Origin of the sequence: Burkholderia ubonensis subsp. mesacidophila, from assembly GCF_002097715.1 — a bacterium.
In the GTDB taxonomy this organism is placed as follows: Bacteria; Pseudomonadota; Gammaproteobacteria; order Burkholderiales; family Burkholderiaceae; genus Burkholderia; species Burkholderia mesacidophila.
In genome coordinates this window covers 90,493-114,103 of the sequence record NZ_CP020738.1, presented here as the reverse complement: position 1 = coordinate 114,103, position 23,611 = coordinate 90,493, and the positions used below count along the sequence as shown (strand labels likewise).

Below are 23,611 nucleotides of genomic sequence, written 5' to 3'. Positions count from 1 at the left end.
CTCCCTAAAGGGAGGCGATTCCCACACCTGGCGATGCACGTCCGCATCGGAGAATGTTCAACGCAGCGTTGATATCGCGATCATGCACGACACCGCAGTCACTGCAGGTCCACTCTCTTATTCGCAGTCCCGCGATACCTTTCGGCCGCGTCGTGCTGTCTCTCGACCCGCACGCCGAACAGGACTGGGTAGAACCGCTTTCGTCCACTTCCTCGAACGTGGCTCCGTGCGCGATCGCCTTGTAACGGAGCTTGTTCCGGAAGGACGACCAGGATGCGTCGTAGACGCTCTTCGCCATCCTGGTTCTGGCGAGACTGGCGGCCGACACGTTGCCGACCGCGATGTAATCGAAGCGTCGCACCAGATCGAGCGCGAGCTTGTGCTGGAAATCGGCACGGACATTCGCCACCTTGGCATGCAGCTTCGCGATATGCCGTTTGTGCTTTCGCGCCCGCTGCGCCTTCGCCAGCTTGTCGGCCGCGCGCCGGCCGAACCGGTCATTCGGCAGTTTTTCGCCGGTCGAAAGTGTGGCGAAGTCTTTCAGGCCCAGATCGATGCCGACACCGGAACGGATCGGACGGGCCGGAACATCGGGCATCTCGATCACGATGTTGAGAAACCAGTTGCCGCGCGCATCCTGCGCGAAGTTGGTGCCGTCCTTGATCTTGCCTTCGGGAAGCAGGCGGCTATTGAATACGCGGAAGGTGTTGCCGGCAAAGCGAAACGCGTCGCCCTCGCGCTTCAGGTCGCGGCCCTTCAGCGGCACCCAGCCAAGCGACTTTCTGCCGCGATAGCGCAGATAAGGGCGACGGCGCTGGCTGCGCGATTTCGCGTATTGCTCGCACGTCGCGTTGACCGTGCCGGAGTGGATGCCGAGTGCCTTGCTGCTGCCGGTCGTCAGCACGTTCAGGTCGAACCCCGTCGGCCACTTCTTGCGCCACTTGAGCGCGTGCTTCTGCGTGTCATTGCAGAAGTTCCAGACTTAGGTCACCGCTCGGCTCTGTTTGTTAAGGAGTCCGTTGAGCGACTTCACCCGGTAGCGGTAGACAAGAATCATGCCGGCCATCCTAACCCGTGGGAGAAGCTGCCTGTCAAGCGCACTCCTTTCCTCCCCGCCATCAATGGCGGGATTTCTCGGAGCAATTGATGAAACCGCACGCCCGTACAGAAAAGCAGGCCGTCGATGCGGCGGACCTGCATCATGAGGCCGGCGCGCCGGCCGCCGCCCGCACGCTTCCCTACGAGACGATCGCACTCGTGCTGCAGGGCGGCGGCGCGCTCGGCGCCTATCAGGCAGGCGTGTTCGAAGGCTTGCACGAAGCGGGCATTCCGCTCGACTGGATCGCGGGCATCTCGATCGGCGCGCTCAACACCGCGCTGATCGCGGGCAACGCGCCCGAGCATCGCGTCGAGCGGCTGCGTCAGTTCTGGGAAACGATCTGCCAGCCGGCGTTCTTTCCGGCGGTTCCGGCGGCTTTCGAGTTCGCGCTGTTCAACAGCATCGATCAGGTCCGCACGTTCTTCACCGCATCGCAGGCCGCGAGCGCGATGATGCAGGGCCAACGGGGCTTCTTCGCGCCGCGCGTCCCGCCGCCGCTGCCGGGCGTGTCCGATCATCCGGACAAGGTCAGCTGGTACGACACGTCGGCGTTGCGCTCGACGCTGCTCAAGCTGTGCGATTTCGACCGCATCAACTCGGGCGAGACCCGCGTGTCGGTCGGCGCGGTCAACGTCGGCACCGGCAACTTCGTCTACTTCGACAACGCGCGCATCCGCCTCGAGCCGGAGCACTTCATGGCGTCCGGCGCGCTGCCGCCCGCGTTCCCGCCGGTCGAGATCGAAGGCGAGTACTACTGGGACGGCGGCGTCGTGTCGAACACGCCGCTGATGGAAGTGCTGCGCGCGCGGCCGCGCCGCGACACGCTCGCGTTCCAGGTCGACCTGTGGAGCGCGCGCGGGCCGCTGCCGCGTTCGCTGGCCGACGTCGCCGAGCGCACGAAGGACGTCCAGTACTCGAGCCGCACGCGTTTCGTCACCGATACGCTGCAGCGCGAACAGCGCTATCGCAACGTGCTGCGCCAGGTGCTCGACAGGGTGCCGGAGGAGCAGCGCAAGACCGATCCGTGGTGCATCGAGGCGGAAGCGATGTCGTGCGGGAAGAAATACAACATCCAGCACCTGATCTACCAGCAGAAGGCGTACGAGCATCACTACAAGGACTATCAGTTCGGTCTGTCGACGATGCGCGACCACTGGGCCGCGGGTCTCGACGACATCCGCAAGACGCTCGCCGTCAAGGACGGCCTCGCGTTGCCCGTCAACGACGCGGGCTTCGTGACGCACGACATTCACCGCAAGCGGTGACGTCGTGCACGATGGACCGGCGCGCTGCCTGCGCCGGTCCGTTCCTCTTTCCGAATCCGACATGCCGATTTTCATTGCGCTGTTCGCGCTCATCGCGCTCGCGTGGGGCGCGGTTCATACTTTTCACGTGATCGCCGCGCAGTTCGGCGAGCCGGTCGCGGTGACCGCCGCGGTGCTTGCCGCCGCGCTGCTGATTGCGCTGGTCGCGTGGTGGATCAAGCGCCGCCGCGACATCGCGCCGAACACGAGGGAAGAAGGCTGGACCCACATCGTGCATCGCGCGTGGGGCGAGTTGCGCGTGTCCGCGACGCAGGGGCTGCTATGGCTGTCGCACGATGGCGCGGACGGCCGCTATACGCTGTCGCAGCTCGACGGCTGCCTGGCCGCACCGATCGGGGGGCGCTGGCATCTCGTCGTGCAGGTCCGCGATGCCGCGCGCAGCGAATGGAAGCTGCCGATGACGGACAAGCGCGACGCGCAACGCTGGGCGCGCGTGCTCACGCTGGCGAAGGACAACCGGCTGTGAAGTAACGCGGGCCGGCACTGAATCACGTCCCCGTAAAAGCTCACCTTTGGCGCGCATCACGCGACGTCATCGCTCGCCGTGTCGTTCAGATGCGCGAACTCATCCGTGAGAAAGTCGACGCACACGCGCACCTTCGCGGACGTCGCGACCCGTTCCGGATAGACGGCCCAGACGTTCGCGGGCTGGGTCGCGTCCGGCAACACGCGGCATAGCGCGCCGCGCGCGATCAGCGGCCCGGCCTCCCAGATCGACCGCAGCACGATCCCGCGCCCCGCGAGCGCCCATTGCACGGCGACTTCGCCATGATTCGTCGACAGCGCGCCGCCGACCTTCACGGTCTGCGTCTCGCCGCGCACATTCATGCGCCACACGCCAAGCGGATGATCGCGCTCCTTGATCGCGAGGCATTCATGCGACGAAAGCTCCGCGAGCGTGCGCGGCGTGCCGCGCCGCGCGAGATAGGCGGGCGACGCGCACAGCACGCGGTAATTCGACGCGAGCCGGCGCGCGATCAGGTGCTCGGCGATCTCGTCGCCGATCCGGATGTCGAGGTCGAACCCTTCGCCCGCGACGTCGACGAGCCGGTCGAACAGATCGAGCCGCACGTTCAGCTGCGGAAAACGCTCGGTGAACGCGAGCAGCGCCGGCGCGACGACGTGCCGGCCGAAGCCGAAACTGCTCGAGATGCGCAGCGTGCCGCGCGGCACCGTGCGCGTGGTCGACACGTCCTCGACGAGGTGATCGACGTCGTCGAGAATCTTCTCGGCGCGCGCGAGCACGCGTTCGCCGGCTTCCGTCACCGCGACGCGGCGCGTCGAGCGGTGCAGCAGCCGCGTGCCGAGCTGCGCTTCCAGTTGCGCAATGCGCTTGCTGACATACGCGGGCGACACGCCGAGCTGCTCGGCCGCCGCACTGAAGCTCGTCAGGCGGACGACGACGCTGAACACGCGCAGGTCGTCGAGGTTCGGCGATTTGTTCACGATTCGTGGAAAGTCGATTAACCCTTTCGGCGATTTTAATCCGGATGGAAATAAATAGAATGAGGTCGTCCGCCGCTGCGCGCGTTACCCGCGGCGGCCCGAATCGATCTGGAGGAGCATTCGCATGAGCGACAGGATTTACCAAATCGCCGTCATCCCCGGCGACGGCATCGGCCGTGAAGTGATGCCCGAAGGCTTGCGCGCGCTCGACGCGGTGACGGCCCGCTTCGGCATCCGCTTCGACTTCACGCACATCGAATGGGCGAGCTGCGACTACTACGCGCAGCATGGCCGGATGATGCCGGAGGACTGGAAAGCGCAGCTGTCCGGCATGGACGCGATCCTGTTCGGCGCGGTCGGCTGGCCCGCGACGGTGCCGGACCACATCTCGCTGTGGGGTTCGCTGCTGAAGTTCCGCCGCGAGTTCGACCAGTACATCAACCTGCGTCCCGCACGCCTGTTCGACGGCGTGCCGTCGCCGCTCGCCGGCCGCCGCGCCGGCGACATCGACTTCATGATCGTGCGCGAGAACACCGAAGGCGAATACTCGTCGGTCGGCGGCACGATGTTCGAAGGCACCGACCGCGAGGTGGTCGTGCAGCAATCGATCTTCACGCGGCACGGCACCGAGCGCGTGCTGAAGTTCGCGTTCGAGCTCGCGCAGCGGCGCGCGAAACGCCTGACGGTTGCGACGAAGAGCAACGGCATTGCGATCAGCATGCCGTGGTGGGACGCGCGCGCGGCCGAGATGGCCGAGCGCTATCCGGACATCGTGTGGGACAAGCAGCACATCGACATCCTGTGCGCCCGCTTCGTGCTGCAGCCGGACCGCTTCGACGTCGTCGTCGCATCGAACCTGTTCGGCGACATCCTGTCGGATCTCGGCCCCGCGTGCACCGGCACGATCGGCATCGCGCCGTCCGCGAACCTCAACCCCGAGCGCACGTTTCCGTCGCTGTTCGAGCCCGTGCACGGTTCGGCGCCCGACATCGCGGGGCAATACATCGCGAACCCGATCGCGATGATCTGGTCGGCGGCAATGATGCTCGACTTCCTCGGCAACGGCGCCGGCCGCGAGCGCGACGCGCACGACGCGATCGTCGCAGCGATCGAGGACGTGCTGCGCACGGGGCCGCATACGCGCGATCTCGCGGGCAGCGCCGGCACGCAGGCAGTCGGGGAAGCAATCGCGGCGCGGATTGCGGGATGACGGGTGACGGGCTGGGCGATGCTGCGCCGTATGCATGTGAGGTGAGGTGATCGGCACGTCGCGTCGCAGGCTTGGCGCAGCGACGTGCCCATCTCGCACATAGGTGAGATGCACGGCGTATCGACGCGCACCGATGCAAGCTTCGGCGCGGTCGGAATTCGGGCTGCGTTGAGACACACGACATGCCGATACGCACCACCATGCGCTTCAGCCGCGTCGAATCGCGCGTTTGTTCGTTCTGGTTGCGACCGGTGAGCAGCACATCGTGTCACTGCGTCACCGAAGAGACTGACGCGATGGCGTTTTCACCTGTTCCCGAAAACGCTCACCTTGAACGCACCGACTCCCGCATTCCCTCACCATTCCATCGATACGGCGTTATTCTCGACGCGCTTACAGACCGAGATCGGACAGGCCCGGATGATCGTCCGGACGGCGGCCGAGCGGCCAGTGAAAGAGTCGGTCCGCTTCGCGGATCGGCATGTCGTTGATGCTCGCGTGGCGATGCGCCATCAGGCCGTTGTCGTCGAACTCCCAGTTCTCGTTGCCGTACGAGCGGAACCAATTGCCGGCATCGTCATGCCATTCATACGCGAACCGCACCGCAATGCGGTTCCCGTCGAACGCCCACAACTCCTTGATCAGCCGGTAGTCGAGCTCGCGCGTCCATTTCCGCTGCAACAGTCCGACGATTGCGTCGCGACCGGTCACGAACTCCGCGCGGTTGCGCCAGCGGCTTTGCGGCGTATAAGCGAGCGACACGCGTTGCGGATCGCGCGTGTTCCATCCGTCCTCGGCGGCGCGGACTTTCTGTCGCGCCGTCTCGAGCGAAAAGGGCGGAACGGGCGGGCGGACTTCGGCTGATTCAGACATCGTTTTCTCCAGTCAGGGTTCGGCCGCGCAAAGCCGCGGCCAGCTTGTTACCTCGACGGCCGCGACACGGCGTCGAGCAACAGTTCGGCAGTGGCGCGCGCATCCCGGGCGGCCGTCGCGTCGCCGCTCACGAGCGCCACGCCGATCGCGCCGTCGATCAGCACGAGCCACTGGCGCGCGACGCGCGCGAGCACGCGGCGCTCGATCCCCGCGTCGTCGGCCAGCGCGTCGAGCCGTTCGCGCACGAATGCGAGCAATCGCGCCTTGTGCGCCCGCGCGACGATCCGCACCGGATCGTCGGCGTCCGCGATCTCGCCCGACGCGTTCAGGAACGCGCATCCGTGAAAGTCGGGCTGCATGAACCAGTCGCGCAATACGTCGAACATGCCGAGCAGCTGCGTGCGCGGCGTCTTGCCGCGCGCGAGCGTCGCATCGACGAACCAGCGCATCCAGCGTTCGTCGCGGCGTTCGAGCGCCGCGACGACCAGCGCTTCCTTCGATTCGAAGTGCGAATAAAAACTCTTGCGCGCCGCGCCGGACCGCTTCACGATCGCGTCGACGCCGGTTGCATGGATACCGCCCGAATAGATCAGCGCTTCGGCCGCATCGAGCAGGCGGTCGCGTGCGCCCGGTTCCCCGGGCTGAGGTTCGTATGAGGTCATGGTCGGTCAAACGGAACTGACAGGGTTCGAGTTGATGGGTTTACAGTAGAACGATCATTCTCTCGTGTCAAGAAAAATGCAGAACGATCGTTCCACCACAACGGATGTTTCGATCGCCGCCGGATGCGTGGGCGTATGCGTGCGCCAGCGGAAATGCGGCGATGTCGGTCCGTAATCTTTACGACATTTTTTCTTGATGCCGGCATTCTCGACTCACTACACTGCGTGCACCTTGTTGGGCCTGAGGATGTCATGCCGCATTCCGAACCCGCACGTCGCGCTCGTTCCTACGCCGCTTACGCGAAGCAGCTCGACGAGCGCGTCGTGTTGAGACGTTTCGATCCGCGCATCGACTCGTACGAGTCGCTGGCCGCGCTGCAGCAGCGTGCGTTCGCGCCCCTCGGCGCGCTGGGCTTTCCATACCCGGCCGCCGACCGTTCCGCCGCCGGAACGCGCGAGCGCACGCTCGCCGGCGCGTGCTTCGTCGCGCTCAGCAAAGGTCATCTGGTCGCGACGCTGACGATGCGCCTGTCCGATCCCGATTCGCCGTGCGATCCGTATCGCAGCCGCCGGGTCGCGACGATCCGCGAGCTTGCGGTCGATCCGGTCTGGCAGGCGCGCGGCATCGGCCGGTCGCTGCTCGCGTTCGCCGAGCAGTGGAGCGCGTCGCACCGGGCCAGCCATCTCGCGCTCGATGTGCCGCAGGAGGCCGGTCGGCTCGTCGCGTTCTGCGTCGGCGAAGGCTTCCAGCCGATCGACGTCATGCGCTTCGCGGGCCGCGGCTATGACAGCGCCGTTCTCTGCAAGCCGATCGGTGCGACGAACCGCAATGCCGCGGTGCACGGCGCCGTCGCGATCCGGCCCGTTCGCCGGCAAGCGGCTTCGTCATGAAGCGTGACCCGCTTCCGGGCCGCGATTCGTCCATCCCGCCCGACCCACCTGCCTCGCCGGACGAAGCCTCGCGGCTCGCGCTGCGCAACGCGCGCCTTCGCGCCGCGATCCGGTTGCGCGGCCTCGCGAAGCTGGCGCTCGTCACGATCGCCGTCGCGCACCTGCTGACGCTCGCGTTCGAATTCGCGCTCGTCTCGGCGGGGTTCGTGCCGGAAGCCGCGACGCTGCTGCTGTTCCGCTTCATATCGTGCGCGCTCGTCAGCTACTGGCTGCAGGCCGACGCGCTGCGTGCGTGCCGCGATGCGCTCGAACTCGGCTTCATCGCGTTCGGCGGGCCTGACGAAGAGCCGGTCCGCGTCGCGCCGCGCTGTCCGAGGCGCTGGCTCGTGCTCCTCAACCTGCAGCTCGATCCGAAGTGGATCGAGAACAAGCCGCTTCGATAGCAGCACGCGCGGCGTTATTTCACAGATTGTTTACACGGCCATCGCGTTTCTTGCCGGCGAATTGACCCGGCATGCGATGAACTGAAACTATCCACTCGATGCAGGCCGGCGGCGCCGGCCTGGGAGGCAGCGTGATCGGCAATGCCTGGACACAGGTTGGCGTGTTCCTGTTTGTTCTCACCTTTCTGGTCAAGCCGCTCGGGACATACATCGCCCGTATCGCGCTCGGCGACCTGCCGGGGCCGCTGCGGCGCCTCGCCGGCGTCGAACACGCGATTTACCGGCTGGCCGGCGTCGCCCCCGACGCGGAAATGGACTGGAAGCGCTATGCGGTCGCGCTCGTCGCGTTCAATGCGCTCGGCGCGGTTGCGCTCTACCTGCTGCAGCGCATCCAGGTCTGGCTGCCGCTCAATCCGCAGCACTTGCCGAACGTCGAGCCGGGGCTCGCGTTCAACACGGCCGTCAGCTTCGCGACGAATACGAGCTGGCAGGCGTATGCGGGCGAGACGACGCTCAGCCACCTGACGCAGATGCTCGGCATCGGCGTGCAGGCGTTCCTGTCGGCCGCGAGCGGGATGGTCGTCATGCTGGCGCTGATTCGCGGGCTCGTGCGCCGGGGCAGTCAAACGATCGGCAACGTCTGGGTCGACCTGACGCGCATGACGCTCTACGTGCTGGTTCCGCTGGCGGCCTTGTTCGCGGCGGCGTTCATCGGGCAAGGTGTGCTGCAGAATTTCGCGCCGAATCGCGACATCGCGATCGTGCAGCCGCACCCGTCGATGCCGGCTGCGTCCGCGCAGTCGGCGCAGCCCTCTTCCACGACCGTGCAAACGCTGCCGATGGGGCCCGTCGCATCGCAGGAGTCGATCAAGCTGATGAGCGGCGACGGCGGCGGATTCTTCAACGCGAATTCCGCGCATCCGTACGAGAACCCGACACCGATCGCGAATTTCCTGCAGATGCTTGCAATGCTGGTGCTTCCTGCCGCGCTTTGCTACACGTTCGGCACGATGATTCAGGACCGTCGGCAAGGCTGGACGATCTACGCCGCGATGCTGACGCTGTTCGTCGCGGCCGCCGCGATGGCGATCCGGGCGGAGCAGGCTGTCGGTCCGGCACTGAATGTGCCCGGCATCGACGCGGTCGCGTCGGCGAGCCAGCCGGGCGGCAACATGGAAGGGAAGGAAACACGCTTCGGCATCGTGTCGTCGGCCCTGTACGCAACGGTGTCGACGAGCAGCGGCGACGGCGCGGTCGATTCGATGCACGATTCGTTCACGCCGCTCGGCGGCCTCGTGCCGATGGTGCTGATGCAGACCGGCGAAGTCGTGTTCGGCGGCCCCGGCTCAGGCCTGTACAGCATGCTGATGGTGGTGCTGCTCGCGGTGTTCGTCGCCGGACTGATGATCGGGCGCGCGCCCGAATACGTCGGCAAGAAGATCGACGCGTACGAAATGAAGATGGTGTCGATCGCGATTCTCGCGACGCCGGCGATCGTGCTGGTCGGCACCGCGATCGCGGCCGTGACGCCGGCCGGCGTCGCGGGGCTCGGCAATCCGGGCGCGCATGGCTTCAGCGAAATGCTCTACGCGTTCTCGTCGGCCGCGAACAACAACGGCAGCGCGTTCGCGGGCCTGTCGGCAAACACGACGTTCTACAACACGGCGCTGGCCGCCGCGATGTGGTTCGGCCGGTTCACGGTCATCGTGCCGGTGCTGGCGATCGCGGGCTCCCTCGCGGCCAAGCAGCGACGCGCGGCCGGCGCCGGCACGCTGCCGACGCACGGACCGCTGTTCCTCTGCATGCTGCTTTCGACCGTGGTGCTGGTCACGCTGGTAACGTTCCTGCCGGCGCTCGCGCTCGGCCCGATCGCCGAGCATCTGGCGATGACGGTCGGCCGCTGACACTTCCGTGCCCCCGGCCGACGCCGCGCTGCGAGGCGCGGCAACACAAGGAACGCGTTCAGACCGTCCAGTCGAGAATCACCTTGCCGCTTTCGCCGGACAGCATCGCCGCGAAGCCCTTCTCGTAATCGTCGACGGCGAAGCGGTGGGTGATGATCGGCGACAGGTCGAGACCGCTTTGCAGCATCGCGACCATCTTGTACCAGGTCTCGAACATTTCGCGGCCGTAGATGCCCTTGATCTCCAGCCCCTTGAAGATCACCTGGTTCCAGTCGATCGCCGTCTGCGCGGGCGGAATGCCGAGCAACGCGACCTTGCCGCCGTGGTTCATCGCCTCGAGCATGCTCGTGAACGCGCTGGGGACGCCGGACATCTCGAGCCCGACGTCGAACCCCTCGGTCATGTGCAGGTCGGTCATCACGTCGCGCAGCGACTCCCGTGCGACGTTGACCGCGCGCGTCGCGCCCATCTTGCGCGCAAGCTCGAGCCGATAGTCGTTGATATCGGTGATCACGACGTTGCGCGCGCCGACGTGCTTCGCGATCGCGACGGCCATGATGCCGATCGGGCCGGCGCCGGTGATCAGCACGTCCTCGCCGACGAGGTTGAACGACAGCGCCGTGTGCGTCGCGTTGCCGAACGGGTCGAAGATCGACGCGAGATCGTCGGAAATCTCCGGCGGGATCTTGAACGCGTTGAACGCGGGAATCGCCAGGTATTCAGCGAACGCGCCCTCGCGATTGACGCCGACGCCGACCGTGTTGCGGCACAAATGCCGGCGCCCCGCGCGGCAGTTCCGGCAGAAGCCGCACGTGATGTGGCCTTCGCCGGACACGCGATCGCCGATCGCGAAGCCGCGCACTTCCTGCCCCATCTCGACGATCTCGCCGACGTATTCGTGACCGACGTGCATCGGCACGGGAATCGTCTTCTGCGCCCAGTCGTCCCACTTCCAGATGTGGATGTCGGTGCCGCAAATCGCCGTGCGGTGGATCTTGATCAGCACGTCGTTGTGCCCGACCTCAGGGCGCTTCACGCGCGTGAGCGACAGGCCGGGACCGCGTTCGAGCTTTGCCAGTGCTTTCATGGGCGGTCTCCGTCAGACGATGCCGAGCGACTTGCCGACGCGCACGAACGCGGCGACGGTCTGGTCGATCTGTTCGGGCGTATGCGCGGCGCTCATCTGCGTGCGGATGCGCGCACGCCCGCGCGGCACGACCGGGAACGAGAAGCCGATCACGTAGACGCCTTCGGCGAGCAGCGCATCGGCCATGTTCGTCGCGAGCTGCGCATCACCGAGCATCACCGGGATGATCGGATGCGCACCCGGCACCAGCGTGAAGCCGGCTTCGGTCATCTGCTGGCGAAAGCGCGCGCCGTTCTCGCGCACGCGCTCGCGCAGTGCCGCGCCCTCGTCGCTGCCGAGCAGTTCGAGCACCTTGAGCGACGCCGCGGCGATGCTCGGCGTGAGCGTATTCGAGAACAGGTACGGGCGCGAGCGCTGGCGCAGCAGCTCGACGATCTCCCGCCGCGCGGCGACGTAGCCGCCCGATGCGCCGCCCAGCGCCTTGCCGAGCGTGCCGGTGATGATGTCGATGCGCCCCTCGACGCCGCAGTATTCGGGCGTGCCGCGCCCGTGCGTGCCGATGAAGCCGACCGCATGCGAATCGTCGACCATCACGAGCGCGCCGTAGCGGTCAGCCAGATCGCAGATGCCTTTCAGGTCGGCGATGATGCCGTCCATCGAGAACACGCCGTCGGTCGCGATCAGCTTGTGGCGCACGCCCGCCGCGTCGGCCTCCTTGAGCTTCGCTTCGAGATCCGCGAGGTCGTTGTTCTTGTAGCGATACCGCTGCGCCTTGCAGAGGCGGATGCCGTCGATGATGCTCGCGTGATTCAGTTCGTCGCTGATCACGGCATCTTTCTCGTCGAGCAGCGTTTCGAACAGACCGCCGTTCGCGTCGAAGCAGCTCGAATAGAGGATGCTGTCGTCGGTGCCGAGGAATGTGGCGAGCGCGCTTTCCAGCTGCTTGTGCACGGTCTGCGTGCCGCAGATGAAGCGCACCGACGCCATCCCGAACCCGTCCTGGTCGAGACCGGCCTTCGCCGCGGCGATCAGGCGCGGATCGTTCGCCAGACCGAGATAGTTGTTCGCGCAGAAATTCAGCACGCCGGCGCCACCGGCGAGCCGCACGGCCGCCGCCTGCGGGCTCGCGATCTCGCGCTCGGTCTTGTAGAAACCGTCCGCGCGAATCTGGTCGAGCGTCCCGCGCACCTGGGCGAGAAAGGCATCACGCATCGCAAAGCTCCTGACATGAATCGCAACCCGCCGGGCCGCCGCTCGTGGCGGCGGCCCGGCGGCCTGCTACTGTTATAGTCGGTCGTTCGGTTGACCGCTCTTTTCCGTTATTCCGAACTAAAATTCGGAATATCGAACAACTCTAAGCGAACGGAATTCAAATGGCAAGCTCCTCCGGTTCGCGGCGCACACCCGTCGACGCCGCACCGCCGCCGGCCGCCGCGACGCCGCCGCGCGTCGGCGAACAGATCCAGCGCCTGCGCAACGAACGCAAGCTCACGCTCGACGACCTGTCGCGCGCGGCCGGCGTGTCGAAGTCGATGCTCTCCGAGATCGAGCGCGACAAGGCAAACCCGACTATCGCCGTTGCGTGGCGGCTGACGAACGCGCTCGGCATCACGCTCGACGAACTGTTCTCGCAACCGAAGTCGCAGGAGACGATCCGCGTCGACGGCCCGCACGACATCCCGACGCTCGCCGGCCACGACGGCCGGTACCAGCTGCGCGTGTGGGGCCCGATCGATCTCGCCGGCCGGTTCGAGTGGTATGAACTCACGCTGCCGGGCGGGGGCGCGCTCGTCTCGAACGCGCACGAGCCGGGCACACGCGAGCATCTGACCGTGCTGCAGGGCACGATGGAAATCGAGGCCGCGGCGGCCGTCCGCCGCCTGAAGAGCGGCGATACCGCCCGCTACCCGGCCGACGCGCCGCACGCGATCCGCAATCCCGGCAAGGCCGAAGCAAGAGCATTGCTGATCGTGATTCATCGCTGACGGGCCGTCGAGTCATCCAAAAGGCCAGTTGCGGAAAACACTGTATGTTTGTACAGTATACGGACATTCCGATATGCGTCGGCCTGAGTGCGAAGCATGGGGGCGCCCCACGCGCTTCGGCGCCAACTCTGGCCGACCGCAAAGCATGGGGCCAGAGTAAGGCACTAAAGCCCCAACTTTGGCCGACAGGAGCCTGCGATGACCGAAGAACAAGATTTGGCCGCGCTCAGCTTCAAGGCTGCTGCGCATGACCTCGAACAGATCGTTCGCCATATTGCCGAGCGCTACATCCGCCAGCAGGTGCCACTGACCTGGCGCCTGCTGCATGCGATCGAAGCCGAGGCGCTGGCGGATCTCGGGTTTGCCAGCCGGCACGAGGCCGGCATGCGTCAACTGTTCGAACGACCGTCGGACATGACGTTTCCCGAAACGGACGACCCCACCGACTTCGGCAAGTCCAACGCGCTGCCAGCGGTATTCTCGTTCGCGGTCATTGCGTACGAGGCCGCGGCACGCAAGCGCGACGTGCAACCACCGTCCGTCAAAACCGCGCGTGTAGCCAAGGGCTGGCGCGGCTGATTGCGGGTCAGGCGCGGCTTGCCTTGGCCGATCCAAAATCAATTCATGCAGTGCGGGGACGGATGCACGTCCCGCGTATCAAGCCTTTCCGTTCATCCCGCCCTGGGTATTGCAAAAAGGGCTACCATGTACGCAACTAACGGAACAAATGACATGTCCCTTCCTGCACCCACGCACGCGCCATTGCCAACGGAAGAGAAGGATTTGTTCGACCGCGGCGCATCGGACTGGATCGCGTCACCCGAAGCCGCGTTCGACGCATGGCTTGCCATGCAGGACTACCGCCAGTCGTCCGCCGACGTCTATCGCGCGCAGTGGGGGGCATTTCTGACCTGGCTGCGCACGCATCAGAAAAATCTCGCGACAGTCGACACGGCTTCGATCGCACACTTCGTCGGCGAGTTGCCGATCAAGAAAACGCAACGAATGCGCTATTTGCGGCTGATCGAGCGCGTGCTCGATCATATCCGGCGCAGCGAATTCGGATCGACCAACCCGGCACGCTTCATTGCTCAGGATGGCGAAGCGACATGGCGCAAGGCGCGCGACAACGAGCCGACCGGTTTTCTTGCGCCGGCCGAGCGCGCAAAGCTGCTTGCCTATCTGTTTTCGCCGATCGGCGTAACCGGCGCCGCGCACTGGAAAGAGCGTCGCGACCGAGCGCTCGTTGCCGCATTTCTCGGCGCCGGCGTGAAGACCGGCGAAGCCCGCGTGCTTTCGATTAGTTGCATCAATCCGGGCGGCACATCGCTGCAGATTCCGTCGACGCATCCCGATTTCGCACGGGAAACGCACCTGGCGTCATTCGCGATCGCGCTGTTCGATGCGTGGCTCGCGGAACGCAAGCGGCAGGATATTCCGGGCGATCTGGTCTTTCCGGCATCGCACGCGGGTCGCCCAATGCACAAGGCGACGATGTTGCGCGCGGTCGACGCGATCGTCGAAGCAGCCGACATCGCGACGGCGCGCACCGCGCGCGCAAGCCCGCAGACCTTGCGCAACACCTATGCCGCGGAATTGTTCGAGAACGACGTCCCGCCCGAACGGGTTGGCACGTGGCTGGGCTTCATGCAGCCGATCTCGTCGAATCGTCTGCACCGCGCGTGGAAAAACTGGCGTGACAGCGTGATCGAAGGTGAGGTGCCATCCGAGCCCGAATCTCACTGATCCGGATCTTGCCGCATGCAGCCGGCGATGTGTGAGTGCCTTGCGCTGCAGGGCCTCACCCTTTCAATGATCCCGAAAAACCTCACCTCAAGCTTCCCGGAAAATCTCACCTTTGACTGTGCGTCCCGATTGGGCGCCGTCAATTGCTTCCAAAACGGGTGACCGCTTCGAAGCGCGAGGGCCACGCGCCCGACGCGTATTCGCATTCAGGGCACGACACCTCGAAACCCTCATTTGTGTGCGACAGTTCCGGTTCACCGTCGCAGTGCGGACACTGGTTCGGCACCGGAATATCGAAATCCAGCGCCGTGCCGATCACGGCGAATGCGTCGGCGTCGAGCTTGCCGGCATCGGCCAGGCGCCGGATCAACCCGGCAATTTCCGGATTCATCTCGCGATTCGCGCGCAGCGTGTTCATTTCGCGCGTCGCCGCGGCCAATTCGTCGCTCTGGCTGCGCACCTGTTCCTCGAGGCGATCCGCACGAGTCTTCGCCGCACTCAATTGCTGCAGAAAATCGAATTCCTTGCGCTGCACGTCGCGCAGCCCGGCCTGATACGTCGACGCCATGCTGCGCAACGAGTCCAGTTCGACCAGCATCGGCTTGACGCGGCGTTCGGCCTCGGCCACCGCATCCTTGATCTGCTGCGCGTAGTGCTCGGTTCGCTGCTGCAACTCGGCTTGCAGCGCATCGATGCGGTCGCGTAACGCAGCGTTCTGCGTCTGTTCCGCATCGACGCGGCCGGTAGTCGCGGCCAGATCCCTTTCCAAGCGGGTGACTGTGGTGAGCAGCGTGGCCTCGTTTGCCGAACCGTGGGTATTTTGGGACGCCAGCTGAACTTCGAGCTCGGTCAACCGCGTCTGAAGCTGTTCGTTGCGGGTTTCGCTGCGTGCGATGGCTGCCTCGAGCGTTTCCTGACGAACAGCCGCGTCGCGAAGTTGCTGTTCGGCCTGTGCGACGTCGGTACGCACCTGTTCCCGGTCGGCATCGAGACTGTCGCGCGCAACTTTCAGCGCTTCTTCATAGAGGGCGCCGAGCAGGGCGCCGGCTTTTTCCTCGACGACCTTCGGAATCGCGGCACCTTCCAGACGAACTTTCGATGCCGAACGAATCCGCTCCCAGAAATGGTCGATGTCCTTCGGAATGTCGCTGGCGCTGCCGGTCTGGGTGAGATCGCGCACGTTGGCGGCTGACGGCCGGATACCGAGATCGAAAAACAGCCGTTTGCACGCATGCAGCGACAACTCCTGGCGTCGTGCGCCGGCAGCGCGCAACGATTCCAGCTCTTTTCGGATGACTTGACGCATCTCGTCCAGGGTCATGACGTCTCTCACAAACATTGAGTGTCGCAATCATAACGAAATACGTACTGATCGATACTGTTTTTTGGCAGACGTTGCGAATTTACGTCGGCGCGCACAGGAAGCGCTGCTGTGGTCGTCTGTGACTGATGGAAGGTGCGAATTCCGTGAAACAAAGCGAAGAAAACGAGCTAAGCAATTGTATCGAAAGCGTTTTTAAGCCAAGACGGAAAATTCGGGGTTGTTTCACATGACGGCAGGTACCCAGGGTCGATGGGTGTTGGGGTAAGGGGTGTCTGTGGAAAACTCCATGGCCGATGTATTGAGAGTAATAGAAGTAAACACCTTTGAACCCTTAGTTAAAAACGTTAACGCCACGGCACAGCCTTATGTACCAAGGGTTTCCGGCTGGCAAGGTGAAGCTTTACGGGAATCAAGGTGACCTTCTCCGGGAGCCGACGTGATGGGGTTCGGGGAGCTGCGTGAGCCCTTGCAGGAAAGGTCGTGAGCGGATTCGGGACCACAGTGAATCACAGGATTTTCCAAAGGTGAGGGTTTTCAGGGCGTCACAGCCGTGAAACGCGCGCTGTGCCTGAATGCACAGTTTTTTGCCTGTGAGGGTGTCGGTGAGGCTTTTCGGGACCTTCGTTTGCTGCGGATTCTGCCCTTCTTTTAGGCAATCTGGACGAAAGGTGAGATTCCACGGGATTCCACACAGTTTTGCTGTGAGGATATCCGGGACGCGAACGCGATTTTGCACCGCAAACGACCCTTTGCGGGCCTGTGAACCTTAAAAGGTGAGGGTTTTCGGGAGGAAAACGGCAGGTTTCCCGGCCGGATCGGCTTGAGGTGAGCTTTTTCGGGGCCTTGCCGGAGGTCGACCTGTGGCCCTAAAGGTGAGCATTTTCGGGAGAGGTATTTGCTCGAAAAAATGGTCAAGGGTGAGGCTTTTCGGGGGCTGTGAGCGTCCACTTCCGCTGAAAACCCCGCCGGTACTGGATGGTGAGCCCGTTTTCACAGGCGTTTTTTCGGCAAAGGTGAGATTTTTCGGGATTCGTCACGCAGTTGTCGTGCGGATGGGTGCTGTGGACAGGTGAGACTTTTCGGGGGCTGGCAGCTTTGGGCTGGGTATCCGCGAATCGCGCTAAGTATCGGAGGACATTGGGTTTTTTGAAACTGCGGAGGTTACGGTGAGACTTTTCGGGAGTCGTCCGGACGTCTGCTTTCGCGGCGTTTTTATCGGTAAGGTGAGGGTTTGCAGGAGGTGGAAACGGTCGATCCCGCGCGCGACGGGCGTCCGCCACAGGTCAGTCGCCAAGGCTGTGCGAAGCGAAGGTGAGATTTTTCGGGGCCTGTGACGATGGTGCACTGTACAATGCGCGCCCGGGCTGTTGAGGCAAGGGGCGACGCGCATCGAGGCATGCACAGGCCATGCCGGATCTGGTCGTTCATGCGCTGATAACACGCGTCTTTCCAGACTTCCGACACAGTGCCGATCGCCTGGCCGGCTTCGCCTGTACATGCATACAGGCGGTTGTGCACAGGTGGGCGGCGATCGATCAGGTGCAGTGAAAACACTGTGCAGCGCACACGGAATGCAGTCGCAAATTTGCGACAAAGTCACAGGTGAGCCGATACGGGAGAACGCAGCGCACGTATCGTGCACAGGCGAAAAACTGTGATTCCGCGTCTCCCGCGACGCGTAAAGGTGAGTCCCGCACAGGCCAATTCCGGACCGGTGAGCCTTTACAGGAACCGATTGGGGTGAGTGCCGTTTCACCGGGCTGCTTCACCCGCTATGGTGAGCATGCCGTTCTGGACGCGCATCACCACAGGCGCTATCCTTCCGGGAAACTTCTCCTCCGACCCGACGCATGGCCACGAAGCGCGCCAAGAAAACCGATGTCGATGTGGTGAGTGCCAGTTCAGCCGAATTGCGAAAGGCCGTCGAGGCGATCGCCATTCAGCCGAAAAGCGGCAAGATCACCCTCCTGACTCGCAAGCTGTTCAATGTCCTGCTGGCCGTGGCCCAGCAGGCCGACGACTCGGGCGATACTTATCGCGCGCTGTTGTCGGATATCGTCGCCAACTCCGCATTCGATTCGAACGATACCGCGCTCGTGAAGGAACACCTGCGCCGCATGGTGTCGGTGCAGGTCGAATGGAGCACCGGCACGTCGAGCCAGAAGCCTGGCCGCAAGTGGGGGATCTCGACGCTGATCGCGGATGCGGAAATTCTCGAAGACCCGGCTACACGCCGCGTGTGGGTCGAATTCTCGTTCGCGCCGAAGATCAAGAAGAAGCTGCTCGACCCGGTCCAGTACGCGCGCCTGAGCCTGCAATTCCAGAGCCAGCTGCGCAGCAGCGCAGGCCTCGCGCTGTACGAGATCTGCGTGCGCTACCTGACGAACCCGAGCCACCTGACGATGCGCGAGCCGTGGGAGTGGTGGCGACCGATCCTGTCGGGCACGCCGGACACCGAAGCCGGCGACGAAGCGAAACGCGAATACAAGTACTTCAAGCGCGACTACCTGCGCCCCGCGATCGCGGAGGTCAACGCGGTCACGAATATCTTCGTCGAGCTGATCGAGCATCGCGAAGGGCGGCGGGTCGCGGAGATCCAGTTCCGCGTCACCGAACGCAAGCAGCCGATGCTGGCGCTCGACGAGCATCCGAACGTGTTCGACAGCACGCTGGTCGACCGGATGGTGAAGCTCGGCATTCCGTTGAAGGAAGCGCAGACGCTGTACGCGGATAGCGAAGAAAACCGCATCCGTGCGGCGCTGCAGATGACGGAGCAGCGGATGCGCAGCACGACGCTGCCGCCGGTGCGCAGCGCCGCGGCGCTGTTCAAGGATGCGCTGAAGAAGGGCTATGCGCCGCCGGTGGAGGCCGTCGAGGCGCTGCCGGCCGGCACGGCGCCGGGCAAGGCTGCCGCGGCGCAGCCGGACGATCTGAAGGCGCGGCTGCTGAGCGAATATTCGGCGTATCGGCGCAAGGAAGCCAAGGCGCTGTACGACGAGCAGGGTGAAGCGGAGCGCGAGGTGGCGCGCGAGTCGTTCGAATCGGAAGCACTGCCGACGATGGGCTCGCATCTGCGCGAAGATTGGCGCAAGCGCGGTCTCGACTCGAAGCTGACCGAGACGGCCTTCTTCGACTGGCTGGCCCGGAAGACCTGGGGCGAGCCGACCGACGGCGACCTGCTTTCCTTTACGCTGAATCAATCCCGGGCGGCCTGAGCCGCCTGTCCTGCCTGCGGCGGCCCCGGCATCGCCGGGCGCCCGCCGCGTCTGATCAGTCCGACAACAGCATCCGCTCGAGCTGCTCGAGGATCGCGTCGCGCTTTTCCTTCGGCAGCCCGCGCAGCCGCAATTCGATGCGGTCTTCCCCATACGACTTCAGGTCGCCGACCGACTTGCCGCCGAGCTTGATCTCGAGCCGTTGCGCATAGCGCTGACGGCTGGCGGGCTTTGGCGTCTCCTGGGCGGCCGCTCTGCCTTTCACGATGTCGGACACCTGGCGCGTGCTCAGGTCGTCCGACACGATCTTGTTGATCAGCCGCAGCGTTGCATCCGTGCCGCGCGCGTTGTGATAGCGCCCGACCTGATACGCCATGTTCGAACCGAAGCGGTCAGGGCGCGCGACCATTTCCTGCATGATCGATTCCGGCAGCTTGCCGATCGACAACGCGACGGCGACCGTCGACTCGTCGAGCCCGAGGTGTTCGGCCAGTTCCTTTTGACTCTGGAAATGCTTGTCGTCGAGGAATCGCCGCCACACGACCGCGTTGTCGAACACGGTCTGCGAATCGCGCTGGACGTTCAGGTCGTAGCCGAGCTTGTAGCTCTGGATGCCGATCGGCAGGTCGATCACGATCGCCTTGACCGATTCCTTGTTCGCTTCCTTTAGCGCGCGCACGCGACGGCCGCCGTCGCTGACGAAATACAGGCCCGGATTGTCGTAGTCGGGAATCACGTGAATCGCCTGCTGCTGCCCCTGCTTCGCGAGGTTGACCGCGAGTTCGGCAATCGACGATTTCAGATAGAAGTGCCGCGGGTTGAACGGGCTGTGCTTGATTGCCTTCAGCGAAAGCTCGATCACCTGTCCGGGCGCATAGCGGTTCTCGAGACGCCACGCACGGTATTGGGACGATTCGTCCGTCGACGCATCGATGGTGATGTCCGGCGCAAGCGGAGCGACGTTGTCTTTCTTGGCTGATTTCGTTGGCGCAGATGCGGGCGTTTCCGATTTGACGAGACCGTCGATCGCATTCAGCCGATCGAGGGCCGTGCGCTTTTCACTCGTCGTCATATCCGGTCGCGCCTGGAATCCTTTGGCGAATTGGGAAGGTTTCATGCGAGTCCTTTATGCGCATAAAGTCAGGGCAGCATCGCGACGATCTCGTCGGCGCATGCACGAATTTCCGCGGCGGCGAGCTTCGCACCGCGATCGTTCATCTGCAGGACGGTCTGACCGAGCGCCATCGCCTGCTTGTACGCTTCCCGTGTCGGGATCTGCGTCTTGAGCAACGGGAAGCCGAGTTCCTCGAGCGCCCGCTTGAGCTCGCGGGTCAGCATGCGCTTCTCTTCGGTCTTGTTCAGCAGAAATACGGCGCGCAGATCTTCGTTCATGACCTGCGCCTGCTGGATCAGCTTGACCAGGCCAACGCTCGACCAGTAATCGGCCGGCGACGACGAAGTCGGGATGACCGCGATCGATGCAGCGAGCAGGACGACGCCGGAGACCTTCTCGGTGATCGACGGCGGGCAATCCACGACGATGACGTCGTAGTCGTTGATGAACTTCTTGATCTCGCGGTGGATCTGGCCGCCAGCTTCGGCAAGATTCACGACAGGGAAAGGGATGCCGGTTTCGCTGTCGCCCGATGCGCTGGACCAGTGGACCAGTGTGTTTTGACCGTCGGCGTCGACGACGAGGACGCGCTTCCCTTTTTCGTGAAATGCGGCGCCGAGGTGCATGGCGATCGTGCTTTTGCCGACTCCGCCTTTTTGTTGAGTGACTGCAATGATTTCCGCGGCCAATTTTCACTCCTGTTTTTGGTCGTTGGAATTCTACAGGACGATATTCATATTTCAATGAAATTGTTGTTCGTCAACTACGCGTTGGCCGTTCGGGCGAGTGATTTATGCGCATAAACCGATGACCCGATGGAGGTCGGGGATGGGGCGCGTGCCAGGCAGGGGCATGATGATGTCCGCACGGCCCTACCGCTCGGAGGCATGCGAATGGCGGGACGAACGGGGATCGGGTCATTGCCTGGCCGTGCCGTGCACCGCCGTGTAACGGAACCACCATGCGGCAAAAGCCGGTGGGGTTTATGCGCATAAATTGAAGGCGCCCTTCCGATCATGCATGGGGAGTCGCGACGGGCGGCGGTGGAGCGACCTCGCGAGCGAACGACTGGCTGGTGAACGGCTCTCACGGATGACTTGACCAACGCGCATCAGGCCTTGTGTGGTTTATGCGCATAAACTGCCCACTGATCAGCGTCCACCCACGCATCGTGTGACAGACAGTCCGGGGCGCGCCGAACGATCCGTGGGTCGCGTCCGCGATTGCGATGAGCCACCGTGCCCGGCTCGCGGCCATCGCACGATGCCAGACGTGCACTCCCCTGCCGGGCACGGTCGCGCGCGAAGCAGGCCTTCGACTGCGATAAAGGACATGGCGCATCATCGGATTTATGCGCATAAAGCGGCCGGCACTTATTGAACGTCCCGACGTTGCACGGACCGATGTTGGAGCCGCGAACAGGCACCCGCACACATGCGGAGTACGACACCCCACTCCCCTGCTTCGAGCACCCCGCGCGGACTGGCTACAATACGAGGCCTTACCACCCAGGTCCGAATGATGATCACGATCTACCACAACCCCCGATGCTCGAAATCGCGAGAAACGCTGGCGCTTGTCGAGGCGCTGAATCCGAGCGGCGCACCCGTGAATGTCATCGAGTATCTGAAGACGCCGCCGACGGTCGAGGAACTGGAAGCGCTGCATCGTCAGCTCGCGCGTCCGGTTCGCGACTTGCTGCGTGACAACGAGGAGCCGTACAAAACGCTCGATCTCGGTCGCGCGGATTTGACCGATGCGCAAGCGTATGAGGCGATCGCCGCCCATCCGATCCTGCTGCAGCGGCCGATCGTCGTGTACCAGGGCAAGGCCGCGATCGGCCGCCCGCCCGAATCGGTGCGCGAACTGTTCGAATAATTTTTATTTCGCGTATTTTTCTAGTTGCGCTGATCCGGCGCGGGTGCCCCGCCCGGATGATCGATGCATATTCACCGCGCGGCCGGTCCGGCCACTTCGGCACCTCAGTGTGTCGGCGTGATACGCAACGATCGCAATCGTGGGCGCGACCGACGGATCGTTCGGCGCGTCCCGCAGCGGCGGATGTTGCGCCGGCAAGCTTCAATGGCAGAAATGGCCCCCTGCCCCGCCGGCAGCGTCGCTCGACGACGAACGCCGATGCGCGCGTCGCGTTTCTCGATTGCCTGCATCAGCCCGAAGCCAGCGAAGCCGTCACCCCTCCCCGCCCCCCTGCCCCGCCGCGGCCTTCGCCGCCGCGCGCAGCAGCGCGATCTGCTCGCGGTATTGCCGGCAGCCGCTGCAAGTCGGCAAATGCACGCGCACCTGCACGCGCTCGTGGACCGTCAAATGCCGGTCGAGCGCATCCGACAACAGGCGCGTCACATCCTTACATTTCCCCGGTAGCATCTTCGGTCGTCAGCCCCTTTTCGCTCAGGCAGGTGCGCAAGCGCGTGCGCGCGCGGTACAGCAGCACGCTGCAATGATTGGTCGTCAACGTCAACTCGGTGCAGATGTCGTCGATCTCGACATCGAGAAACTCGCGCATCATGAATACGCGTCCGATCTGCTCCGGGAGATGGTTCAGGCAGATCTCGAACAGCATCCAGAACTGCTGTTGCTGCAGCAGCGTTTCCGGTCGCGGCCACGGCCGCGGTTTCGCATGCGCGGCCCAGTGCCCGTTGTCCTTGAAGAGTTCGCGGTCAAGCAAGGATTCGCCGTCGAGCTCGGCGTCGAGCGCGGACAGGTTCACCGTCCGCTGCCGCGCGCGCAGCACGTCGATCAGCTTGTTGCGCAGGATGCCGAACACCCAGGTCTTGTGCGCGGACAGGCCGGCGAAATCCGCTACGTGCGTCCATGCGGCGGTCAGCGCTTCCTGCACCGCGTCCTCGGCCGCATCGGCGTCGCGCAGTTGCAGGCGCGCGAAACGCAGCAGGTCGTGCCGCAGTTGTTCAAGATAGGCGGGGTCGTCGTACGCGGACGGCATCGTCGGGAATCTCTCGGGAGGAAGCCGCGCGCGCCACAGGTCGCCGCGCCGCGCGGTGCGAGCAGCTTACTGGGCGCCGCGCCGGCCCGCAATGTGTGTTCGGTCGCAGCCATTGTTCATGAATGCGGCAGGCGGGCTGCGCTATGCTTGCCGACAGGCTGGCGTCGCGCAAACGTTGGTGCGCGGCCGGCGATGTGTAACAGCCGGGCATATCGACAAAGTTATCCACAGTTTCTGTGGAAAACCTTGTGGAAAGTCTGCCGGATGGGCCCGTGGGGCGGCTCGCGGGCTGGCCTGCCTATAAACAGACCTTTGCCGCCTATCC

At 64.2% G+C, this 23,611-nt stretch carries 21 protein-coding genes and 1 pseudogene; 11 read left to right on the top strand and 11 right to left on the bottom strand.

What is annotated here, in order from left to right:
* Window positions 1-4: 4 nt before the first annotated feature.
* A pseudogene (locus B7P44_RS18200) lies at window positions 5-1,057 on the bottom strand (RNA-guided endonuclease InsQ/TnpB family protein).
* A gap of 89 nt (window positions 1,058-1,146) precedes the next feature.
* On the opposite strand from B7P44_RS18200, the gene B7P44_RS18195 reads away from it, so the two are divergent.
* Both B7P44_RS18195 and B7P44_RS18190 read left to right on the top strand, forming a co-directional pair.
* Window positions 1,147-2,364, top strand: coding sequence for a DUF3734 domain-containing protein (locus B7P44_RS18195; RefSeq protein ID WP_084906975.1), 1,218 nt, complete (start codon window positions 1,147-1,149; stop codon window positions 2,362-2,364).
* Between the two features lie 61 nt (window positions 2,365-2,425).
* Window positions 2,426-2,890 (top strand): hypothetical protein, encoded by a 465-nt coding sequence (locus tag B7P44_RS18190; protein WP_084906973.1) that lies wholly within the window; start codon window positions 2,426-2,428, stop codon window positions 2,888-2,890.
* Between the two features lie 56 nt (window positions 2,891-2,946).
* Here B7P44_RS18190 and B7P44_RS18185 read toward each other — a convergent pair whose 3' ends face one another.
* Window positions 2,947-3,870: a LysR substrate-binding domain-containing protein gene (locus B7P44_RS18185; RefSeq protein ID WP_167389808.1), complete on the bottom strand. Its 924-nt coding sequence runs from the start codon at window positions 3,868-3,870 to the stop codon at window positions 2,947-2,949.
* A gap of 124 nt (window positions 3,871-3,994) precedes the next feature.
* Between B7P44_RS18185 and B7P44_RS18180 the strand changes: the two genes are divergently transcribed.
* Window positions 3,995-5,080, top strand: coding sequence for a tartrate dehydrogenase (locus tag B7P44_RS18180; protein WP_084906970.1), 1,086 nt, complete (start codon window positions 3,995-3,997; stop codon window positions 5,078-5,080).
* A gap of 393 nt (window positions 5,081-5,473) precedes the next feature.
* Here the strand turns inward: B7P44_RS18180 and B7P44_RS18175 are convergent, their stop codons facing one another.
* Window positions 5,474-5,953: a nuclear transport factor 2 family protein gene (locus B7P44_RS18175; protein WP_010088946.1), complete on the bottom strand. Its 480-nt coding sequence runs from the start codon at window positions 5,951-5,953 to the stop codon at window positions 5,474-5,476.
* A 47-nt stretch (window positions 5,954-6,000) separates the two neighbouring features.
* Window positions 6,001-6,615 (bottom strand): TetR/AcrR family transcriptional regulator, encoded by a 615-nt coding sequence (locus B7P44_RS18170; RefSeq protein ID WP_084906968.1) that lies wholly within the window; start codon window positions 6,613-6,615, stop codon window positions 6,001-6,003.
* Between the two features lie 252 nt (window positions 6,616-6,867).
* Here B7P44_RS18170 and B7P44_RS18165 point away from each other — a divergent pair, with 252 nt between their 5' ends.
* From B7P44_RS18165 to kdpA, 3 genes are all read left to right on the top strand, one after another.
* A complete protein-coding gene (locus tag B7P44_RS18165) occupies window positions 6,868-7,506 on the top strand; it encodes a GNAT family N-acetyltransferase (protein ID WP_084906966.1) in 639 nt (212 codons plus the stop codon).
* Window positions 7,503-7,949: a hypothetical protein gene (locus tag B7P44_RS18160; protein ID WP_084906965.1), complete on the top strand. Its 447-nt coding sequence runs from the start codon at window positions 7,503-7,505 to the stop codon at window positions 7,947-7,949. Before B7P44_RS18165 ends, B7P44_RS18160 begins: the two co-directional genes overlap by 4 nt.
* A gap of 98 nt (window positions 7,950-8,047) precedes the next feature.
* Entirely contained in the window at window positions 8,048-9,853 is a 1,806-nt protein-coding gene (gene kdpA / locus B7P44_RS18155) for a potassium-transporting ATPase subunit KdpA (RefSeq protein ID WP_084906963.1), read from the top strand.
* A gap of 58 nt (window positions 9,854-9,911) precedes the next feature.
* Here kdpA and tdh read toward each other — a convergent pair whose 3' ends face one another.
* Together tdh and B7P44_RS18145 are read right to left on the bottom strand one after the other, a co-directional pair.
* On the bottom strand, window positions 9,912-10,940 hold the full coding sequence (gene tdh, locus B7P44_RS18150) for an L-threonine 3-dehydrogenase (protein WP_084906961.1): 1,029 nt from the start codon (window positions 10,938-10,940) through the stop codon (window positions 9,912-9,914).
* Window positions 10,941-10,952: 12 nt separating this feature from the next.
* Window positions 10,953-12,152 (bottom strand): glycine C-acetyltransferase, encoded by a 1,200-nt coding sequence (locus tag B7P44_RS18145; RefSeq protein WP_084906960.1) that lies wholly within the window; start codon window positions 12,150-12,152, stop codon window positions 10,953-10,955.
* Between the two features lie 161 nt (window positions 12,153-12,313).
* Here B7P44_RS18145 and B7P44_RS18140 point away from each other — a divergent pair, with 161 nt between their 5' ends.
* The 3 genes from B7P44_RS18140 (at window position 12,314) to B7P44_RS18130 (ending at window position 14,671) form a co-directional block, all read left to right on the top strand.
* Entirely contained in the window at window positions 12,314-12,925 is a 612-nt protein-coding gene (locus B7P44_RS18140) for a helix-turn-helix domain-containing protein (RefSeq protein WP_084906958.1), read from the top strand.
* 198 nt (window positions 12,926-13,123) lie between these two features.
* On the top strand, window positions 13,124-13,504 hold the full coding sequence (locus tag B7P44_RS18135) for a DUF2471 family protein (RefSeq protein WP_084906956.1): 381 nt from the start codon (window positions 13,124-13,126) through the stop codon (window positions 13,502-13,504).
* A 153-nt stretch (window positions 13,505-13,657) separates the two neighbouring features.
* Complete coding sequence (locus tag B7P44_RS18130) at window positions 13,658-14,671, top strand: tyrosine-type recombinase/integrase (protein ID WP_084906955.1); 1,014 nt, start codon at window positions 13,658-13,660, stop codon at window positions 14,669-14,671.
* Window positions 14,672-14,810: 139 nt separating this feature from the next.
* On the opposite strand, the gene B7P44_RS18125 is transcribed toward B7P44_RS18130, so the two are convergent.
* Complete coding sequence (locus tag B7P44_RS18125) at window positions 14,811-15,992, bottom strand: DNA-binding protein (protein WP_084906953.1); 1,182 nt, start codon at window positions 15,990-15,992, stop codon at window positions 14,811-14,813.
* Window positions 15,993-17,845: 1,853 nt separating this feature from the next.
* On the opposite strand from B7P44_RS18125, the gene B7P44_RS18120 reads away from it, so the two are divergent.
* The gene (locus B7P44_RS18120; RefSeq protein ID WP_084906952.1) at window positions 17,846-19,210 is read left to right on the top strand and encodes a replication initiation protein; all 1,365 of its coding nucleotides are present in this window, start codon (window positions 17,846-17,848) and stop codon (window positions 19,208-19,210) included.
* Between the two features lie 55 nt (window positions 19,211-19,265).
* Here the strand turns inward: B7P44_RS18120 and B7P44_RS18115 are convergent, their stop codons facing one another.
* Window positions 19,266-20,327: a ParB/RepB/Spo0J family partition protein gene (locus B7P44_RS18115; RefSeq protein ID WP_084906950.1), complete on the bottom strand. Its 1,062-nt coding sequence runs from the start codon at window positions 20,325-20,327 to the stop codon at window positions 19,266-19,268.
* Between the two features lie 23 nt (window positions 20,328-20,350).
* A complete protein-coding gene (gene parA / locus B7P44_RS18110) occupies window positions 20,351-21,013 on the bottom strand; it encodes a ParA family partition ATPase (RefSeq protein ID WP_042584728.1) in 663 nt (220 codons plus the stop codon).
* Between the two features lie 832 nt (window positions 21,014-21,845).
* On the opposite strand from parA, the gene arsC reads away from it, so the two are divergent.
* Complete coding sequence (arsC, locus tag B7P44_RS18105; protein WP_084909884.1) at window positions 21,846-22,202, top strand: arsenate reductase (glutaredoxin); 357 nt, start codon at window positions 21,846-21,848, stop codon at window positions 22,200-22,202.
* 312 nt (window positions 22,203-22,514) lie between these two features.
* On the opposite strand, the gene B7P44_RS18100 is transcribed toward arsC, so the two are convergent.
* Window positions 22,515-22,709, bottom strand: a complete 195-nt coding sequence (locus B7P44_RS18100) for an anti-sigma factor family protein (RefSeq protein ID WP_084906949.1) — start codon at window positions 22,707-22,709, stop codon at window positions 22,515-22,517.
* Window positions 22,690-23,286 carry an RNA polymerase factor sigma-70 gene (locus B7P44_RS18095; RefSeq protein ID WP_084906947.1) on the bottom strand — a complete coding sequence of 199 codons (597 nt, stop codon included), beginning with the start codon at window positions 23,284-23,286 and terminating at the stop codon, window positions 22,690-22,692. Before B7P44_RS18095 ends, B7P44_RS18100 begins: the two co-directional genes overlap by 20 nt.
* Between the last annotated feature and the right edge of the window lie 325 nt (window positions 23,287-23,611).

Bases quoted from the DNA above. Each gene is read 5' to 3' on its own strand.
- B7P44_RS18195 (WP_084906975.1), top strand. From the start codon at position 1,147: ATGAAACCGCACGCCCGTACAGAAAAGCAGGCCGTCGATGCGGCGGAC.
- B7P44_RS18190 (WP_084906973.1), top strand. From the start codon at position 2,426: ATGCCGATTTTCATTGCGCTGTTCGCGCTCATCGCGCTCGCGTGGGGC.
- B7P44_RS18180 (WP_084906970.1), top strand. From the start codon at position 3,995: ATGAGCGACAGGATTTACCAAATCGCCGTCATCCCCGGCGACGGCATC.
- B7P44_RS18175 (WP_010088946.1), bottom strand. From the start codon at position 5,953: ATGTCTGAATCAGCCGAAGTCCGCCCGCCCGTTCCGCCCTTTTCGCTC.
- B7P44_RS18170 (WP_084906968.1), bottom strand. From the start codon at position 6,615: ATGACCTCATACGAACCTCAGCCCGGGGAACCGGGCGCACGCGACCGC.
- B7P44_RS18165 (WP_084906966.1), top strand. From the start codon at position 6,868: ATGCCGCATTCCGAACCCGCACGTCGCGCTCGTTCCTACGCCGCTTAC.
- B7P44_RS18160 (WP_084906965.1), top strand. From the start codon at position 7,503: ATGAAGCGTGACCCGCTTCCGGGCCGCGATTCGTCCATCCCGCCCGAC.
- kdpA (WP_084906963.1), top strand. From the start codon at position 8,048: ATGCAGGCCGGCGGCGCCGGCCTGGGAGGCAGCGTGATCGGCAATGCC.
- tdh (WP_084906961.1), bottom strand. From the start codon at position 10,940: ATGAAAGCACTGGCAAAGCTCGAACGCGGTCCCGGCCTGTCGCTCACG.
- B7P44_RS18145 (WP_084906960.1), bottom strand. From the start codon at position 12,152: ATGCGTGATGCCTTTCTCGCCCAGGTGCGCGGGACGCTCGACCAGATT.
- B7P44_RS18140 (WP_084906958.1), top strand. From the start codon at position 12,314: ATGGCAAGCTCCTCCGGTTCGCGGCGCACACCCGTCGACGCCGCACCG.
- B7P44_RS18135 (WP_084906956.1), top strand. From the start codon at position 13,124: ATGACCGAAGAACAAGATTTGGCCGCGCTCAGCTTCAAGGCTGCTGCG.
- B7P44_RS18130 (WP_084906955.1), top strand. From the start codon at position 13,658: ATGTCCCTTCCTGCACCCACGCACGCGCCATTGCCAACGGAAGAGAAG.
- B7P44_RS18125 (WP_084906953.1), bottom strand. From the start codon at position 15,992: ATGACCCTGGACGAGATGCGTCAAGTCATCCGAAAAGAGCTGGAATCG.
- B7P44_RS18120 (WP_084906952.1), top strand. From the start codon at position 17,846: ATGGCCACGAAGCGCGCCAAGAAAACCGATGTCGATGTGGTGAGTGCC.
- B7P44_RS18115 (WP_084906950.1), bottom strand. From the start codon at position 20,327: ATGAAACCTTCCCAATTCGCCAAAGGATTCCAGGCGCGACCGGATATG.
- arsC (WP_084909884.1), top strand. From the start codon at position 21,846: ATGATCACGATCTACCACAACCCCCGATGCTCGAAATCGCGAGAAACG.
- B7P44_RS18100 (WP_084906949.1), bottom strand. From the start codon at position 22,709: ATGCTACCGGGGAAATGTAAGGATGTGACGCGCCTGTTGTCGGATGCG.
- B7P44_RS18095 (WP_084906947.1), bottom strand. From the start codon at position 23,286: ATGCCGTCCGCGTACGACGACCCCGCCTATCTTGAACAACTGCGGCAC.